At 73.5% G+C, this 16,954-nt stretch carries 12 protein-coding genes; 5 read left to right on the forward strand and 7 right to left on the reverse strand.

The window, feature by feature from the left end; genetic code table 11:
* Positions 1-74 precede the first annotated feature (74 nt).
* Positions 75-2,975: a poly(A) polymerase gene (locus G9272_RS41255; RefSeq protein ID WP_171401312.1), complete on the reverse strand. Its 2,901-nt coding sequence runs from the start codon at positions 2,973-2,975 to the stop codon at positions 75-77.
* Complete coding sequence (locus tag G9272_RS41260) at positions 2,975-4,696, reverse strand: RNA ligase family protein (protein ID WP_171401313.1); 1,722 nt, start codon at positions 4,694-4,696, stop codon at positions 2,975-2,977. Before G9272_RS41260 ends, G9272_RS41255 begins: the two co-directional genes overlap by 1 nt.
* Positions 4,697-4,869: 173 nt before the next feature.
* Between G9272_RS41260 and G9272_RS41265 the strand changes: the two genes are divergently transcribed.
* Positions 4,870-5,448, forward strand: coding sequence for a chloramphenicol phosphotransferase CPT family protein (locus tag G9272_RS41265; protein ID WP_171401314.1), 579 nt, complete (start codon positions 4,870-4,872; stop codon positions 5,446-5,448).
* Positions 5,449-5,514: 66 nt separating this feature from the next.
* On the opposite strand, the gene meaB is transcribed toward G9272_RS41265, so the two are convergent.
* The 3 genes from meaB to G9272_RS41280 are packed head-to-tail and all read right to left on the reverse strand — an operon-like array spanning position 5,515 to position 10,477.
* On the reverse strand, positions 5,515-6,501 hold the full coding sequence (meaB, locus tag G9272_RS41270; protein WP_171401315.1) for a methylmalonyl Co-A mutase-associated GTPase MeaB: 987 nt from the start codon (positions 6,499-6,501) through the stop codon (positions 5,515-5,517).
* 5 nt (positions 6,502-6,506) lie between these two features.
* Positions 6,507-8,681, reverse strand: a complete 2,175-nt coding sequence (gene scpA, locus G9272_RS41275) for a methylmalonyl-CoA mutase (protein ID WP_171401316.1) — start codon at positions 8,679-8,681, stop codon at positions 6,507-6,509.
* A complete protein-coding gene (locus tag G9272_RS41280) occupies positions 8,681-10,477 on the reverse strand; it encodes a methylmalonyl-CoA mutase subunit beta (RefSeq protein WP_171401317.1) in 1,797 nt (598 codons plus the stop codon). Before G9272_RS41280 ends, scpA begins: the two co-directional genes overlap by 1 nt.
* Positions 10,478-10,653: 176 nt before the next feature.
* Between G9272_RS41280 and ppk2 the strand changes: the two genes are divergently transcribed.
* Positions 10,654-11,544: a polyphosphate kinase 2 gene (ppk2, locus tag G9272_RS41285; protein ID WP_171401318.1), complete on the forward strand. Its 891-nt coding sequence runs from the start codon at positions 10,654-10,656 to the stop codon at positions 11,542-11,544.
* 27 nt (positions 11,545-11,571) lie between these two features.
* Here ppk2 and G9272_RS41290 read toward each other — a convergent pair whose 3' ends face one another.
* Together G9272_RS41290 and G9272_RS41295 are read right to left on the reverse strand one after the other, a co-directional pair.
* Positions 11,572-12,990: an amidohydrolase family protein gene (locus tag G9272_RS41290; protein WP_171401319.1), complete on the reverse strand. Its 1,419-nt coding sequence runs from the start codon at positions 12,988-12,990 to the stop codon at positions 11,572-11,574.
* Positions 12,987-14,177 carry a CoA transferase gene (locus tag G9272_RS41295; RefSeq protein WP_171401320.1) on the reverse strand — a complete coding sequence of 397 codons (1,191 nt, stop codon included), beginning with the start codon at positions 14,175-14,177 and terminating at the stop codon, positions 12,987-12,989. Before G9272_RS41295 ends, G9272_RS41290 begins: the two co-directional genes overlap by 4 nt.
* A 205-nt stretch (positions 14,178-14,382) precedes the next feature.
* On the opposite strand from G9272_RS41295, the gene G9272_RS41300 reads away from it, so the two are divergent.
* From G9272_RS41300 to G9272_RS41310, 3 genes are all read left to right on the forward strand, one after another.
* On the forward strand, positions 14,383-14,697 hold the full coding sequence (locus tag G9272_RS41300) for a DUF6400 family protein (RefSeq protein ID WP_171401321.1): 315 nt from the start codon (positions 14,383-14,385) through the stop codon (positions 14,695-14,697).
* Complete coding sequence (locus G9272_RS41305; protein ID WP_171401322.1) at positions 14,684-14,941, forward strand: hypothetical protein; 258 nt, start codon at positions 14,684-14,686, stop codon at positions 14,939-14,941. The genes G9272_RS41300 and G9272_RS41305 overlap by 14 nt, the downstream gene beginning before the upstream one ends.
* Before the next feature lie 224 nt (positions 14,942-15,165).
* Positions 15,166-16,914, forward strand: a complete 1,749-nt coding sequence (locus tag G9272_RS41310) for an enoyl-CoA hydratase-related protein (RefSeq protein ID WP_171402397.1) — start codon at positions 15,166-15,168, stop codon at positions 16,912-16,914.
* Positions 16,915-16,954 lie beyond the last annotated feature (40 nt).

Below are 16,954 nucleotides of genomic sequence, written 5' to 3' on the forward strand. Positions count from 1 at the left end.
GCGCGGCGGGCGATGCGCCGTGCGCAGCCTTACGTGGACGCGGAAGTGCCCGGCGCGACGGCCGTCGTCGTACGTCAGCGCACGGTGGGAATCGCCCCGCCCTCGACCCATGTCACCCGCACGCCCGGCAGGCCGGTGCCCCACCGTCCGGCGATGCCCGCGAGCCGCTCCGCGTCGAGCGGTGTGTGCCCCAGCCCGATGGCGTAGCGCGCGCTCGCGGGTCCCTCGGCGGACGTGGGCCCGGGGGCCAGGGGCCGCGGCCAGGCGTGCGCGTCCTGCACCCCCGCCTCCTCCAGCGCCCTGAGCAGCGCGCGCATACGTCCGCGTACGCGCCCGTTGAGCTCGTCGAAGACCTCCTCCTGCCGGCGCGGGACCGTCACGACGGCCCATGCCGCGTGCCGTCGGTGCAGGGGCGGCGGGCAGAGGAGCTCGGGCCAGGGATCCGTCCCGGAGGCGGCCGCGGCCTCCACTGTCTCCCAGGCCCTGTAGAGCTCCTGACTCAGCAGGTCCCGGCCGTGTGGGCCGACCTGTTCGGTGCAGGAGCGCACGGGAGCGCTGGGCGTCAGCACGGTCACGGCCGCGTCGGTCTCGCGACCCTCCGGGGTGAGACCGACGGGCTCCCGCCAGTCCCACGCGGCCCAAGTGCCGAAGAACCGTCGCAGCAGCTCGCCGGAGTCCACGAGGTCCGGGGACCGGCGGACCGTGAGGGCCGCGAGCACCGCCCACGCCACTCCGGGCAGGCCGCCGAAGGGTGCCCCGTCCAGGCCGCGGGCCCGCGCCCACGCCTTCACTCCTCGTGCCAGCACCACGAATTGCGGCCTTCGGTGGGCGCCCACGGCCGTCAGGACAGCCTCCGCGTCGGAGACCGAGCTGAGCGCGATCGCCGCGGCCTCCCCCAGTTCGGCCCGCCGGGCCGTCGCGTCCTTCGCCGGCATCGACCCCGTGGCCACGACCACCAGATCCACGTCGAGCCCGCCGACGTGGAACCGCAGCCCCGGCACGCGCGCGCCGACGACCTCCCGCATCCGCTCGGCGCCCGGCAGCGCCGCCGTGACCCGCTCCCGCACGGCCGCGAGGTCCACGGCGCCGGGCAGCGCCGCGACGACGTCCACATCGGATCCGGCAAGCGCGCAGCCCAGGTGCCGCGACCCCGCGAGGCGGACGACACCCTCGCCGAGCGCGTCCGTCAGGCGCCGCACGACCTGCTCGGCCGCCGCGTCGTCCGTGGCGGGCAGGACGGCCGCGTCGGCGGCGGGCGCGGCCCACTCCTCCCACCCCCGGTCGGGCCGGCCGAGGGCGGGCTCGGGGAGCCACCGCACCTCGCCGGTGCCGAGGGCGACCGTGGCCCGCGGTCGCATCGGTTCGTCGCCCCGCCGGGACAGCAGGACCAGTTCGCCGATCCGCGCGCTCATCGGGGAGAGACGGGCCGCGCAGTCGACGGCGACGGCCTGCGGGTCGCCGGTCCGGCCGAGGCTCAGGTGCGGGGTGAATCCGTCGTGGCGTCCGCGACAGCGCGGGAAGCGCCGCTCGAGTGCCTGCCACAGCTCCGCCCACGGCGTGTCGTCGTCGGCCGCCGGGTCCAGCCACACCGTGGCGCCGTCCCGGTGGCCGAAGGTGTGCAGCCCCTCCAGCCGCGCGGTGAACGGCGCGACCTGCGCGGCCGCCGTGGCCAGCAGCGGGGCCGCCCGCTCGAAGTCCGACTCGGGGACGAACCCGAACAGCACGTTCACGTGCGGCGGCCAGCGCCGGATCTGCACGTCGTGGTCGCGGCGCACGTCCTGGACCGCCGGCCACAGTTCGCGCGGAGGGACCCAGGCCAGTGCCGTACGAGGTGTCGGCGCGACGTCGAGCACGTCGACGGGCGCGTCGGCGCCGCAGTGCAGGTCGGCGGCGACCCCGTAGTGGTCGGAGACGTACAGCCCCGCCGTGGTGGGCGCGTCGCCCAGCAGTGCCGCCCCGGTGACGCGCGGACCGTCGCCGGGGCGGACGAAGACGCGGTCGAGACGGGAGACGCGGCCCGACAGGGACGAGACGGCGGCCAGCGGATTGACGCCGGGATCGAAGGTGGGCGTGTGATCGTGCGGCCCGTGCGTCTCGGTCCAGGCGTCGCGCATGCCGAGCGTGCGCGCCGGGCCGAGGCCGCCGTCGTTGAAGTCGCCGACCAGGACCAGGCCGCCCGCCACACCGGACAGCCCCTCGGCGAGCCGGGTCAGTTCGGCGCCGCGCCGGGTCGGCCCGTCCTCGGAATGGTCGCTCGTCAGATGGGTGGCGGCCACGGTCAGCGGTCCGGACACCGTGTCCACGACGACGGCGGTGACCGCCTTGTGGTGGCCGAGGACGTGCAGGGCCGCCTCCCGCACCGGCAGCCGACTGAGCAGGAGGAGACCGCAGTCGTCGACGTCCTTCCCGTAGGGGTCGGTGCCGACGGTGTAGTGGGTTCGTACCCACGCGGCGTCCAGCAGCATGGCCAGCAGCTCCGCCTCGACCTCCTGGAGGGCGATGACGTCCGCGTCGGCGCGCTCGAGCGCCTCCAACAGCAGCGGGCGGCGCAGGGCGGTGTCGATGCGGTCGCTGTCGTAGCGGTCCCACAGGGTGTTCCAGGTCAGCACCCGTACCCGGTCCCGCCCCGTCTCCCCCTGGGCGGACGCCGCGGGCATCCAACGGCCGGCGGACGCGTCCCACGCGTGCGGCGGCCGTGCCGTGAAGAAGGGCGCCCGCAGCCGCCGTGCCTCGCGGACCCGGCCGGCGCCGGACGCGTCGACGCGGTCCACGCCCGTGGCGCGGTCCCACACGACCTCGCCGTCCGCCTCCACGAACAGCACCCGGTGCCACGGGATCTCGCCGCCCGGCACGAACATCGGCAGCGGCACCCGCTTGGGCGCCGCGCCGCGCTGGTTGACGCCGAGCACGAACCGCGCGGGGTCGAAGCGGGGGTCCCAGCGCACGCGGTGATAGATCTCCTCGCTGGTACGCATCAGACGTCCTCCCCGTCCAGTGTGCCGTCGCGGTCCTCCACGGTCCCGTCCGCGCCCACGTACCAGGTGCGGTGCGCCTGACCGGGATAGGGCGGTACGAACCGGCGCAGTTGGCCCGCGAGCACGTCCGCCGGCACCGGATGCGCGCGCGTGGCGTTGCGGCGCAGCAGCTCGTCCTCGTCGGCGAGCACCACGGCGTGCGTGACCAGCGCGTCCCGGCGTCGCGCCACGGAGTGCACCAGGGATCGCTGGTGCGGGTTGAGCGACGTGGCGTCCCACACCACCGTGCCACCGGCGCCGAGCGCTCCGTCCAGCCGCTCCAGCCCCTCCCGCAGCACCTCTGCGTTGGCCTTCTGGTCCGCCCGCGAGCCACGCGCCGCACGCAGCCCGTCCAGTTCGACGCGCGCCGAAACGTCCTTGAGTCGCGCCGCGAAGGCGCTCTTGCCGCTGCCCGACGGCCCCACGAGGTGCACCAGCCGCGGGAAATCCCCGCTCCGCCACCGCCACGTCGCCGCGACGGCCTCCTCCACCGTGGAGACCCGCCCCTGCGCGTACAGCTCCCGGGCCTCCGCCCAGCACCGGTCCCCGACTGCACCGCCGATCGCTTCCGCCGCCAGCGCCTGGCGCAGCCCGTCCCTCAGCGGCCCGAGCGGCGTCTCGCCGAGCAGCCCGGCCTCCTCCGCGTGCAGAGCCGACCACTGCGTCTGCTCCCGCGCCTGCTCTTCCCCCGCGACCGCCCCCGCCACGGCGTGCAGCACCGCCAGGTCGGCCGCGAACGACATCCGCGCGAGTCCGGCCCGGCGCTCCGCGTCCGGGTACGGCCGGTGCACGGCGGTGTGCAGCCCCACCAGGTCGGCGACCCGCCTGGCGAGCGGCACTCCCAGGGGCCCGGCGGCGCGGCTCATCAGCCACGCCCGTCGCGTGCGGTGCAGCAGCGCGGCGAGCACCCCCGCGAGCCGCGCCTCCCCGCTTCGCCCCAGCGCGTCCAGCCGCGCACCCACCTCGGCGGCGGCGTCCGCGTCGCCGTCCGCCACGCCCACGTGCCCGGCCAGCGCCACCGCGTCCGGCGCCGCCCCGGACCGCACGGCCCACAGCGCGGCCGCCGGTCCGAGCCCGTTGGCGACGACCGCCGCGTGCATCCAGTGCGTCCCCGTCGTGACGTGCCCGGGCCGCACCCACTTGGCGACCCGCCCGGCGAAGTCCTCCCGCGCGAAGCCCTCGACGGTGCGTACGACGTAACCCTCCTGCCGCCCGGTCTCCACCCGCAGCCGCCGCAGCGCCCGCTCGTCGAACGTCCCCCGCCACAGCACCGGCGGCGCCGGCACGCCCAGCCCACTCAGGAACCGCACGGTCTCGTCCCAGCCCAGGCACCGGTCGCGTTCGTCCCACACGGAGAACCCGTAGAAGTAGCTGTCCAGGACGTCGTACGGGATCGAGTGCCGCGCGTACAGGTTCTCTCCGCAGACCCGCCACCCCGCCGGTATCCGCGCTCCCACCCGCCCATGCAGGGCCTTGACCCACGCTCGCGACGGATGGTGCGCGGAATCCAGCGAGCGGGCATGCAGCCCGTCCGCGTACAGGGTCGTGTTCTCCCCGTCGAGCTTCTCGCTGACGACGATCTCCCGCCCGACGAACCCGCCCAGACCGCCGGCCCGCACATCGTCCGCGGAAAAGCCCGGTGACCAGGGCACATGTGGGGTTCGGGGGTAGGAGGCGCGCATGGCCGCCACTATAGGAGCGCGGAAACGACCTGCTCCAACGGAATATCGACCGGCGGCGATCCCGGTCCGGTCGAACCGGCCACCGTGCCCATCTGTTCCACCCGGGTGTACCCCGCGTCGGGCAGCTCGAGATTCCCCGAACAGGGTTTCGGGCAGCATGTGATCATGCCGACATGGCACCTGGTCGGATCATCTTCCTCAACGGCACCTCCAGCTCGGGGAAGTCGAGCATCGCCCGAGAGCTCCTGGACATCCTGGACGACGGCGTGTTCTTCCACATGGCGGTCGACGGCTTCAACGCGATGCGCAGCAAGCGGGAGCTCGAGGCCGAGGAGCTCGAAGCCGCGCTCCGGCGCACACGGATGGGCTTTCACCGCTCGATCGCCGCCATGGCCGCTGCGGGCAACGACATCGTGGTCGACCATGTGCTGAGCGAGCCGTGGCGGCTGCTCGACTGCCTGACGGTGCTGCGGCCCGAGGACGTACTGTTCGTCGGCGTCCACTGCCCGCTGGACGAACTGGTCCGCCGTGAGCTGGCCCGGGGGGACCGTCCGCCGGGCCTCGCAGCGCACCAGTACGACCGGGTCCACGCCCACGACGACTACGACCTGGAGTGCGACACCGGCGCGGCAGACCCACGCGAATGTGCGCAGCACATCAAGGACTTCCTCCCGCGTCGACCCAGCCCCACCGCCTTCACCCGCCTTCGTCGACGACACCTGACAGGCAGCCAGGAAGTGCTGACGGCGTGAGGCACACCCTCTCGGTCTGCTCGGCCTGCCAGGCCTGCCAGGCCTGCTCGGGGTGCGAGCAGGCCCTCAGTTCTCCTCTCCGCCGAACACCTTCAGGATGCGCTCCGCGGCCAGTGTGGCCGTCAACTCGCCGTCCCTGACCTGTTGTTCGAGGGCGGGTGCCAGGGCCCGGACCGCCGGGGCGGCGTGCAGGCGGCCGAGGAGTTCGTCGCGGACCATGGACCAGGTCCAGTCGACCTGTTGCTCACGGCGCTTGGCGGCGAGCCGGCCGGTGGAGTCGAGCAGGGTGCGGTGCTGTTCGAGGCGGTCCCAGACGGTGTCCAGGCCGGCCACCTCGCGGGCGCTACAGCTGAGGACCGGTGGGGTCCAGGCGGCGTCCTGGCCGTGCATGAGCCGCAGGGCGCCCGCCAGTTCCCGTGCCGCGGCGCGGGCGTCGCGCTCGTGCGGGCCGTCGGCCTTGTTGACGGCGATCACGTCGGCCAGTTCCAGGACGCCCTTCTTGATGCCCTGGAGCTGGTCGCCGGTGCGGGCGAGGGTGAGCAGCAGGAAGGAGTCGACCATGTTGGCGACCGCGGTCTCCGACTGGCCGACGCCGACCGTCTCCACCAGGACCACGTCGTAGCCCGCGGCCTCCATCACCACGATCGACTCGCGCGTCGCCTTGGCGACCCCGCCCAGCGTGCCCGAGGTCGGGGAGGGGCGGACGAAGGCCGCCGGGTCGACGGCCAGGCGTTCCATCCGCGTCTTGTCGCCGAGGATCGAGCCGCCGGTGCGGCTGGAGGACGGGTCGACGGCGAGCACCGCGACCCGGTGGCCGAGCGCGGTGAGCATCGTGCCGAACGCGTCGATGAACGTCGACTTGCCCACGCCCGGCACCCCGCTGACGCCGATCCGCCGCGCCTTACCGCTGTGCGGAAGCAGCTCGGTCAGCAACCCCTGGGCCAGCGCCCGGTGATCGGGCCGGGTGGACTCGACCAGCGTGATCGCACGGGCCACCAGGGCCCGCTTGCCGTCGAGTACACCCTTCACATACGTGTCGAGGTCGATGGCCATGGGGCTTACAGATCGTGCCCGAGGCCGGCCGACAGCCGTTCGACCAGGTCGAACGCCGCGTCCGGGATCACCGTCCCGGGCGGGAAGACGGCCGCCGCGCCCATCTCCAGCAGGAGGGGCACGTCCTGGGGCGGGATCACCCCGCCGACCACGATCATGATGTCCTCGCGTCCCTCCTCGGCGAGTTGCTCCCGCAGTGCCGGCACGAGGGTGAGGTGCCCGGCGGCCAGCGACGAGACACCGACGATGTGCACGTCCGCCTCGACGGCCTGACGGGCGACCTCGGCCGGGGTCTGGAACAGCGGGCCGACGTCCACGTCGAAGCCGAGGTCGGCGAAGGCGGTGGCGATCACCTTCTGGCCGCGGTCGTGGCCGTCCTGGCCCATCTTGGCGACCAGGATGCGCGGACGGCGGCCCTCGGCCTCCTCGAAGGCGTCCACCAGGGTGCGGGTGCGTTCCACGGACGGGGACTCTCCGGCTTCGTTGCGGTACACGCCGGAGATGGTACGGATCTGGCTCGCGTGGCGCCCGTACACCTTCTCCAGGGCGTCGGAGATCTCCCCGACGGTGGCCTTCGCGCGGGCGGCCCTGACGGCCAGTTCCAGCAGGTTGCCGTCGCCGCCGGCCGCCCGGGTCAGGTCGTCGAGTGCGTCCTGGCAGGCCCGCTCGTCGCGCTCCGCGCGCAGCCGCCGCAGCTTGGCGATCTGCTGGGCGCGTACCGAGGAGTTGTCGACCTTCAGCACGTCGATCTGCTCGTCGGTCTCGACGCGGTACTTGTTGACGCCGATCACCGGCTGGCGACCGGAGTCGATGCGGGCCTGGGTGCGGGCCGCCGCCTCCTCCACCCGCAGCTTGGGGATACCGGCGTCGATGGCCTGGGCCATGCCGCCGGCCTGCTCCACCTCCTGGATGTGCTGCCAGGCCCGGCGGGCGAGGTCGTACGTCAGCTTCTCGACGTACGCGCTGCCGCCCCACGGGTCGATCACCCGGGTCGTGCCGGACTCCTGCTGGATGAGCAGCTGGGTGTTGCGGGCGATGCGCGCCGAGAAGTCGGTGGGCAGTGCGAGCGCCTCGTCCAGGGCGTTGGTGTGCAGCGACTGCGTGTGGCCCTGCGTCGCGGCCATCGCCTCCACGGCCGTACGCGTCACGTTGTTGAACACGTCCTGCGCGGTCAGCGACCAGCCGGAGGTCTGCGAATGGGTGCGCAGGGAAAGCGACTTGGCGTTCTGCGGGTCGAACTGCCTCACCAGCTTGGCCCACAGCAGGCGGGCCGCGCGCAACTTCGCGATCTCCATGAAGAAGTTCATGCCGATCGCCCAGAAGAACGACAGCCGGGGCGCGAACGCGTCCACGTCCAGGCCGGCTTCACGACCCGCCCGGATGTACTCCACGCCGTCCGCCAGTGTGTACGCCAGCTCCAGGTCGGCCGTCGCGCCCGCCTCCTGGATGTGGTAGCCGGAGATCGAGATGGAGTTGTAGCGAGGCATCCGCTGCGAGGTGTAGGCGAAGATGTCGGAGATGATCCGCATCGACGGCTTCGGCGGATAGATGTAGGTGTTGCGGACCATGAACTCCTTGAGGATGTCGTTCTGGATGGTCCCGGCCAGCTTCTCCGCCGGTACGCCCTGCTCCTCGGCGGCCACGATGTAGAGCGCGAGCACCGGCAGCACGGCGCCGTTCATCGTCATCGACACCGTCATCCGGTCCAGCGGGATGCCGTCGAAGAGCTGCCGCATGTCGAGGATCGAGTCGATGGCCACGCCCGCCATACCGACATCGCCGGTCACGCGCGGATGGTCGCTGTCGTAGCCGCGGTGGGTGGGCAGGTCGAAGGCGACCGACAGGCCCTTCTGGCCGGCCGCCAGATTGCGCCGGTAGAAGGCGTTGGACTCCTCGGCGGTGGAGAAGCCCGCGTACTGGCGGATCGTCCAGGGCTGGTTGACGTACATCGTCGGGTAAGGGCCGCGCAGATACGGGGCGATGCCCGGGTAGGTACCCAGGAAGTCCAGGCCCTCCAGGTCACGGCCCGTGTACAGCGGCTTGACCGCGATGCCCTCCGGGGTCTCCCACAGTGGTTCGTCACCGCCGGTGGCCTGTTTGACGGCCGTACGCCACTCGTCGGCGCCGCCGTCCACGGCCGGGGTCCCCAGTTCGATCCCGGAGAAGTCGGGGATTCCCATCAGGACACTCCCATGCGGTCGAGGGCGGCGGAGAGCACGGCGACGGCGTCGCAGCCCGCGAAGACGTACGCGTCGACTCCCGGGTACTGCCCCGGGCGGCCCGCGAGGAACACGTGCGAGGCACCCGCGTCCTTGAGTTCCTGGGCCAGGGTCGCCGCCTGTTCCTCGTACAGTGCGTCGCTGGAGCAGAGGACGGCCTCGGTGGCACCGCTGTCCGCGAAGGAGCCGTCCGTGACGGGCTCGATGCCGCCGGCCTGGAACAGGTTCGCGGCGAAGCCGACGCGGGCGGTGTGCGCGGCGGCGGGACCGAGGGCGGCCAGATAGACCCGCGGGCGGGATCCGGTCGCCGCGAAGTGGGCGTCGGACCGGGCGCGCAGCCTCTCGTACGACTCGTCGCGCCTTACCCGGGGCAGCCCGCCGGACCGGGGTACGGGCGCGGGCTCGCGCTCCACCGGACGCTCGGCGAGGTTCGGGAACTCGCTGACACCGGTGACGGGCTCGCGCCGCTTGGCCAGCTTCGCGCTGCGGGCCTCCCAGGTGTTCGCCAGGTCCCGGCCGATCCGGCCCGAGCGCAGACCGGCCGCCTGGCCGCCCGTCCGCTCGATCTCCTGGAAGAACTCCCAGCCCGCATGGGCGAGTTCGTCGGTGAGCCGCTCCACGTACCAGGAGCCGCCGGCCGGGTCGACGACCCGGGACAGGTGCGACTCCTCGATGAGGATCGTGGACGTGTTGCGGGCGATGCGCCGCGCGAAGGCGTCCGGCAGGCCGAGCGAGTGGTCGAAGGGCAGTACGGTCACCGCGTCGGCGCCGCCCACCCCGGCCGCCAGCGTGGCGACGGTCGTGCGCAGCATGTTCACCCAGGGGTCGCGACGGGCCATCATCACCGGCGAGGTCACGGCGTGCTGCACCTGTCCGGCCGCGGCTCCGCATACCTCGGTGACCCGGGCCCACAGCCGGCGCGCCGCCCGCAGCTTGGCCACGGTCAGGAACTGGTCGGCGGTGGCCGCGTACCGGAACTCCAGCTGGGCGCAGGCGTGTTCCACCGGCAGGCCCGCCTCGGTCAGCTCCCGCAGATAGGCCACCGCGGTCGCCATCGAACAGCCCAGTTCCTGCGCGGCCGAACCGCCGGCCTCGTGATACGGCAGTGCGTCCACGGTCAACGCCCGCAGCCCCGGGTACGCCTCGGCGCACGTGCGCGCGAGACCGGCCACCGGCGCGAAGTCGTAACCCCGGCCGGTACGGGCCTCGTGGCCCAGCGGGTCGGCACCGAGGTTGCCGCGCGCCGCCTCCTTGGCGACGCCCCGCTCCTCGTACAGCCGCAGCAACCCCTGTGCGGCGGACTCGACGTCACTTCCGGCGTCCAGGACGACGGGTGCCAGGTCGAGATACACGCCGTCGAGAACCCGGCCGAGCGAGGCGACCGGAATGCCGCCGTCGCCGAGGAGCAGCCACAGCGACGTGACGCCGTTCTCCAGGTCCGAGAGGACCGCGCCGTCGGCCGTGTGCTGCTGTCGCACGTCCCAGCCGCCGACGGAGTTCCCCTCCGCCCGGCCGCCGCGGACGAACGGCGCGAAACCGGGCAGGCCGGGGTCGGGTGCGGAGTCGTGCGCGCTGTAAAGGGGCCGGAGGTGAAGCCCGTCCTCCAGCGCGGTGGACAGGGCCTCCTCGGCTGCCGCGTCCGAGACATCCCTGCCCGACTTGCGCAGCACACCCGCCACGAGGCGCTGCCACTGCTCAAGAGACGCTTCAGGGAACTCGGCGGCCAGCGAAAGCCCGTCGTCGGGCAGGACCGTCATGCTCGGATGCTAGGCCAGACGGGCCGAGCGGCAGCAGAGGGCGCGGCTGTGACCTTGGCCGCTTCCCCGCTGTGACCTCGGCCTCTCATGGCGACACGGGCTTCTGCGGCAGTGCGGACACCTGGGCTTCGCGCGCCGTTCGCCCCCTGTACGGACATGCTTGCTTCCATCGCGGGATGGACCAACTGCTGTCAGGGATGCGCGTCGACTACACGGACCACGACGATCCGGTGCTGATCCGACCCGACGGAACTCCCGTGGACACCTGGCGGGAGAACTACCCGTACGACCAGCGCATGGAGCGCAAGGAGTACGACCTGCACAAGCGGCTCCAGCAGATAGAACTTCTGAAGCTTCAAAGCTGGATCAAGGCGACCGGGCGTCGGCTCGTCATCGTCTTCGAGGGCCGTGACGCCGCGGGCAAGGGCGGCACCATCAAGCGGTTCACCGAACATCTCAACCCGCGCGGTGCCCGTGTGGTCGCCCTGGAGAAGCCGACCGAACGCGAGCGCGGCCAGTGGTACTTCCAGCGCTACGTCGAACATCTGCCGACCGCCGGCGAGATCGTCCTGCTGGACCGGTCCTGGTACAACCGGGCCGGTGTGGAGCGGGTGATGGACTTCTGCACGGACGACGAGTACCGCCGCTTCATGCGCCAGGCACCCCTGTTCGAGCGGATGCTCGTGGACGACGGGGTCGAACTGATCAAGTTCTGGTTCTCCGTGTCGCAGAGCGAGCAGCGCACACGGTTCACGATCCGCCAGGTCGACCCCGTGCGGCAGTGGAAACTCAGCCCGATGGACCTGGCCTCCCTCGACCTCTGGGACGACTACACCGCCGCCAAAGTGGCCATGTTCCGTGAGACGGACACCGAACACGCCCCGTGGACGGTGGTGAAGAGCAACGACAAGAAGCGCGCCCGCGTGGAGGCCATGCGCAGTGTCCTGGCCCGCTTCGACTACGCGGACAAGGACGACGAGGTCGTCGGCCGCCCCGACCCGCGGATCATCGGCGCGGCGGCCACCCTGCTGGAGGCGGGGGAGGACGACCCCACCCCCGGGCGGTGACGGTGACGGGGCGGGCAAATACCGTGGTCAGTGCGGGCGTGACCACACCACGGCACCGGCGATCAGCGTCGCGGCCACCAGGTCCGCGGAAGGCCGCTCCAGCGCCGCCGCTCGGGGCACGCGCAGCAGGACGAGGTCGGCCGGTGCGCCCCGGGTGACCCTCCGCGGCGGGCCGCCGGGATCATCGGGCGGGCCGAGGAAGGCGTCCAGCGCCTGGAGGGCGGTGAGACCTTCCCCCGGGCCGACGACCTGTCCGGACCGGGTACGCCGCCGTACCGCCGCGTCGATCACCCGCCATGGATCGACCGGCCCGTACGGCGCGTCGCTGGCCAGCGCGACCGGCACGCCGCCCTCGACCAGCGACCGCACCCGGTAGAGGTCCTGGTGGTCCGGGGCAGGGACGTCACGCAGATAGTCGTCACCGCGGTCCGCGATGAACCCCGGCTGGGTCACCACGGCCGGGCCGAGGTCCCGCAGCCGGGGAATCGACTCCGCGGGCACCAGCGAGGCGTGCTCGATCCGGTCACCGGCTCGTCCGCCGACCGCGTCGAGAGCGGCGGTCAGGAGGAAGAGGGCCTCGCGGGTCACACAGTGCACGGCCACCGCCCGGCCCGCACGACGGGCCGCGCGGATGCGTTCCACCAGGGCATCGAAGCCCGGGAGGCCGGAGTCCGCGAGGACGATCTTGTAGGGTCCGGCGGTCGGTGACCGCGGGCCGCCGGGCGCGGTCCAGTGCAGGGGCGCGCCCAGGAGCCGGACCCGCTGGGGGAGCGCCCCGGTGCGCATGGCCTCGCCGATCGCGTCGATCGCCGTGGCGCTCAGATCCGGGGTCGCGTCGGTGAGGTGGGTGATGCCCAGGCCGGCGAGTCGGGCGCCGACCGGCCGCAGATCGGGGGGCCGCGCCCCGGAGGTACGGGTGCGGAGCCAGTCGTCGGCGCGCCAGAGCCGCCCGGTGGGACGTCCCCGACCGTCGCGTTCGACGCCCGCGTGATCCGCCCGCGCGAGGTCCAGGGCCTGTGCCCCCGCGCTGTTGACCATCCACAGCGCGCCGCCGCGGTGCTGGACGCGCACCGGACGGGCGGCGTGCAGGCGGTCCAGCGCGACGGAGTCCAGCAGTCCGGCGACATCCTCGGCGTATCCGATTCCGCGGACCCAGCCACGTTCGTCGGCGGGGGCGTGCGCGAGGGCCTCGGCCAGCCCCTCCGGGGTGGTCACGGCAGGCGGGCCGCAGGGGACGGAGCGGTCGGCCGCGGCCATGGCGTGCAGGTGCACGTGGTGGTCGCAGAGGCCGGCCAGCAGGGCCCCGCCCCGGGCGTCGAGCACGTACTCGCCGCGGTGGGCCGTCAGCCGGCCGCCGATCTCGACGACGCTCCCGCCCCTGACCCGTACGTCCGTCACCGTGCGTCCGTCCAGCTCGGCGTCGCGGAGCAGCACTCCCGTCGTCACGGTGAAGGAATCCTCAGCTCGCGCAGGACCTCGGCGGTGTGCTCGCCCGGTGCGGGAGCGTGGCCGGTGACGGTCCGACGGCGGGGCGCGGCGACCGGCACCGGTCCGTCGGAGGTGTCGACCGCCCAGCCGGCGCCGTCCCGGTGAGCGGTCCCGGTGGGGGAGCCCGGGGCGGGGGCCAGGGTGGCGGAGACCACCTGGGACATCGCGACGTCGAACAGCCGTCCCCGGCCGTTCTCGGGCGCCGACAGGGCGAGTTCGGCGGCGAACAGGCCGGTCAGCGGGTCCGCGAGGGCATCGCCGCAGAAGACCGGATCCCCTCGGGTGTCCTGGGCCACCAGCCCCGCGCCCGCGGCCACGTCGTCGCCGAAACCGACGCGCGGGGAGTCGCGGCCGTCCGCCGTGACGGACACCCAGATCGTGCCCTGCCGGGCCGCTGCCTCAGCGTCGAGACCGAACCCGGCCAGCGCCCGCGGCCGGGACGCCTCGATGACGATGTCCGCCGCGTCGACCAGCGCGGACATCGCTCGCCGCCCTCCTGCCGTCGTGGGGTCGAGGAGAACGGCGCGGTGGCCCGCGTGCAGCAGCCGGAAGAAGCCGGGACTGCCCCGGCGCGCTCCGTCGAGGCGCTGCGGCGTCTCCACCTTGACCACACGGGCGCCGGCGAGGCCGAGCAGCTGGGCGCACAGCGGGCCCGCCCACAGCGCGCTGAAGTCGACGACGAGCAGGCCCGCCGGAGACCTGGGGCGACCGGGCGCGGGCAGCGGGAGCGCGGGGGAGGGGTCCACGGGCGCGGCGGCGAGACCGAGCAGCGCGGCCCGCTCGGCCAGCTCCGCCCCGGTGTGCGCCCGTACCCACGCGACGACCGTGGGCCATGGGTCGTCGGGCAGTGCGGCGCCGACCAGCGCCCCCAGCAGCAGTGGATCGTCGGGGCGGGCGCAGGAGACGGCCGCCCAGCCGTCCGCGGTGCGCAGCAACCGGCCCGCTCCGCCCGCCGAGAGTCGCCCCTGCCGGCGGTGCCCGGTGAACGCGGCCCGCTCCGCGAGGAGCGACGCGCCGTGCACCCGCACCGGACGAGCGCTGTCCGCCGTGGCGGTGGCCAGTCGTGCGGAGACCTCGTCGGCGAAGGCGGCCGCGGTCCCGGGGGGCACCAGCGGCGGTCCGTCGAGGTGCCCGGTCAGCGCCATGACACCGCTCCGCGCCCAATCCGCCGCTCCGGCCCCGGCCCGCTCACTCGACACGGCGCCAAGATTACGCCGATCACAGGTGGCGGTGTCATGACCTGAACACAGCCATGAGTCCCCCCGCAGAGGGGAGGGTCGGCCACGGACCGCTGTGACTTCTCCCACCTGCTCTTGTCTGGGCGAGGAAGGCTTACCTACGTTCGGTCACATGTCCCCCCGTGACCGCGCCCTTCCTGACGAGCCGGACGAATCCGGCGCGGCGAGCAGGCCCGCCGCAGGCCCGCCCGACGCCCACCCCTCGGCCGACCTGACCATCGACCTGACCTCACACGAGATGCTCCGGCGCGCCCACGTCCTGGACGCTCTCGGCCCCGACTGGGACCCCGTCGCCGCGCTGCGCGACGAGGAGGCGGCGAACGACCTGCTGTATTCCGGCCTCAGCGCGGAGCAGCAGCGCATGTACGACGAACTGGTCGCGGCCGGTGTGCTTCCGCGCCGAGGGGGTGGCCATGCTGCCGCTTGACCCCCAGGCCGACATCGGGCGCCGGGCCTGGGTGGCCTGCCCCAACTGCGACGACCGTCGCGGCTGCGCCACCTGCGAGCAGGGGCGCACCTGTTCCGAGCACTGGCGCTACCTGCTCTCCAACGTCGGCAGCCTGCTCCACCTCCAGTGCCGGTCGTGCACCCACATCTGGGCGCACGAGACCCATTTCGGCGCCACCCGCTCCCCGTGGGAGCGCATCACCAGCGGCCTGCGCCGCCAGTGATCCCCTACGCCGGCTGACGCGGGAAGCCAGGAAGCCGGGGGGCCGGGGGGCCGGTGCCGCCGCGGGCGAGGCGACGGTCGGTGGGACCGGACGGCGGATGTGTGCCCGCTTTCGGATGATTTCGGATGATCCGACCGTCTGTCGTCGAGGGCGGCGGGCCGAGGTGGCCGAGGATCGCGGCGGCGGTCATTTCTGCCTGCCGTTCGTCCCGCCCGGAGGCAGCCGTGCACATCCTGCTCCTAGCCAGCGCGTTCAACAGCCTGACCCAGCGCGCCCACGCCGAGCTGCGTGACCGCGGCCACCGGGTGGCGGTGGAACTCGCCCTGCCGGGCGGCTCGCTGCCGGACGCCGTGCGGCGGCACGAACCGCAGCTCGTCGTGGCGCCGATGCTGAAGGCGGTGATTCCCGAGGAGGTCTGGGCGGCGTACACGTGTCTCGTCGTCCACCCGGGCCCCGTGGGCGACCGTGGACCGTCCTCCCTGGACTGGGCGATCCACGAGGGCATCGAGGAGTGGGGCGTCACCGTCCTCCAGGCCGACGGGGAGATGGACGCCGGCGATGTGTGGGCCTGCGTGCCGTGCCGGCTTCCTCAGGTGTCCAAGAGCGAGCTGTACCGGGGCGAGATCGCCGACGCCGCGCTCGAGGCCGTCCTGCTGGCGGTGGAGCGCTTCGCCGGGGGAACCCATGTGCCGCGCAAGCAGGACACGGACTGCGCGCCCGACGCCCGCCTGCGTCCGCGTCCGTACCTCGACCAGAGTGTCAGGCGCATCGACTGGGCCGAGGACGCGACCGGGACCGTCCTGCGCAAGCTGAGGGCGGCGGACTCGCAGCCCGGTGTGCTGGACACGCTGCTCGGCGGCGAGTGGTACCTGCACGGTGGTCATCCCGAGAGCGTGTTGCGCGGCCGCCCGGGCGAGCTGCTGGCGACCCGGGCCGGGGCGGTCTGCCGGGCCACCAGGGACGGCGCCGTGTGGATCCCGGAGCTGCGGGCCCGGCGGCTCCCCGGGCAGCCGCCGACGTACAAGCTGCCCGCCGTCCCGGCCCTCGGCGACCGGCTGCCGCCGCTGCCCGAGGCGCCGGAGGCCACCTGGGCGGACATCCGCTACCGGGAGAGCGGTGACGTCGGCTTCCTGTCGTTCTCCTTCCCCGGCGGCGCCATGAGCACCGAGCAGTGCCGCCGGCTGCTGGACGCCTACCGGGAGGCGTGCGCGCGTCCCACGTCGGTGCTGGTACTGGGCGGCGAGCGGGACTTCTTCTCCAACGGGATCCACCTCAACGTCATCGAGGCCGCCGACGACCCCGCCGCCGAGTCCTGGGCGAACATCGACGCCATCGACGACCTGGTCGAGGCGGTCCTGACGACGACCGACCGGCTGGTGGTCTCGGCGGTCGCGGGCAACGCCGCGGCGGGCGGGGTGATGCTCGCCCTGGCGGCCGACGAGGTGTGGTGCCGCTCGGGTGCCGTGCTGAACCCGCACTACCGTCTGATGGGCCTCTACGGCTCGGAGTACTGGACGTACACCCTGCCCCGCAAGGTGGGCCCGGTGGTGGCCGAACGCCTCATGCGGGAGGCGCTGCCGGTGAGCGCGGCGAGCGCGCTGGGCCTCGGGCTCGTCGACCGGGTGGTGGACGGCGGTCCGGGCGCCTTCGCGGCGGAGGTCGGCCGCCTGGCCGCGCACCTGTCCGCCCTGCCGTCGACGCCGACCCGCATCGCCGCGAAGAAGTCGGAGCTGGAGCGGCGGGAGAGCACGACCCCACTGGCCGGCTTCCGGGAACGCGAGCTCGCCCGGATGCGGCGGACCTTCGACGACCCGGACGCCCCGTACCACGCTCTGCGCCGGGCGTTCGTCCGCAAGGAGCGCCCCGCGGGCACCCCGCCGCACCTCTCCGCTTCTCAAACCGATTCGGGCCCGTCTGCCACCGGATTCACCGGAACGGCCCCCCATGACATCCCGTCGCGACCCATCGGCTGATAGCAAGAATCCGATGAACGCAGAAAGTCCCTCAATGGGG

The sequence above is a fragment of the Streptomyces asoensis genome (assembly GCF_013085465.1).
In the GTDB taxonomy this organism is placed as follows: domain Bacteria; phylum Actinomycetota; class Actinomycetes; order Streptomycetales; family Streptomycetaceae; genus Streptomyces; species Streptomyces cacaoi_A.